General features: G+C 63.2%; 1 pseudogene. It reads right to left on the bottom strand.

Annotated elements, in window-relative coordinates:
• Nucleotides 1-995: pseudogene (locus RFM41_RS34060) on the bottom strand (IS630 family transposase); the annotation flags it as partial.

Below are 995 nucleotides of genomic sequence, written 5' to 3'. Positions count from 1 at the left end.
TCGGCGGTCCAGGTGAAGGGTTTGGGGTGATCGTTGTGCTCGGCGAGAAAGCGGTTGATGGCGGCTTGGAGATCAACGACCGAATGGAAGACGCCGCGCTTGAGGCGGCGTTTGGCGAGTCTGGCGAAGAAGCCCTCCACTGCGTTGAGCCACGAACACGAGCTCGGTGTGAATTGGAAGGTGAAGCGCTGATGCCGGTCGAGCCACGCGCGCACTTTCGGGTGCTTGTGAGCACCGTAGTTGTCGACGATGACGTGGACGGCCTTGCTGGCCGGCAATTCGGCGTCGATGGCATTGAAGCGAATGAACTCCTGGTGGCGGTGCCGCTGCATGTTGCGACCGATGACGGTGCCGTCGAGCACACTGAGCGCGGCAAAGAGCGTGGTGGTGCCGTGCCGCTTGTAGTCGTGCGTCATGGTGCCCAGCCGTCCCCGCTTCATGGGCAGGCCAGGCTGGGTCCGGTCCAGCGCCTGGATCTGCGATTTTTCATCAACCGACAGCACGATGGCGTGGGCCGGGGGATCGACGTAAAGCCCGACGACATCGTGCAATTTGTGAACGAATTTCGGATCGTTGGAGAGCTTGAACTGCCGCCAGCGGTGGGGCTGAAGCCCGTGCGGCTTCCAGATCCGCCGGACGACGCTGGCGCTGATGTCGGCTATCTCGCCATCATGTCGGCGGTCCAGTACGTCGTCTCGGCGGGCGGGTCTTCGAGCGTGAGCGCCACCACGCGTTCGAAGACATCCGGGCCGAGCGGCGGAATGCGCGAGGGCCGCGTCTTGTCGCGCAGCAGCCCTTCAAAGCCTTCCTCAGCGAAGCGCTCTTGCCAGCGCCAGACGCAGGTCTTGGACTTGCCGGTCCGCCGCATGATTTCGACGGTGCCAACACCATCGGCACTCAACAGCACGATCTCGGCACGCCAGACATACTTCTGCGGATTGTTGCGGTCGCTGATCAGGGCAGTCAGCCGCCGATGATCAGAAGGCGAGACGGTG

Origin of the sequence: Mesorhizobium vachelliae (genome assembly GCF_033977325.1) — a bacterium.
In the GTDB taxonomy this organism is placed as follows: Bacteria; Pseudomonadota; Alphaproteobacteria; order Rhizobiales; family Rhizobiaceae; genus Mesorhizobium; species Mesorhizobium vachelliae.
The sequence above is the reverse complement of the archived record's forward strand: the minus strand, read 5'-3'. Positions and strand labels throughout refer to the sequence as shown.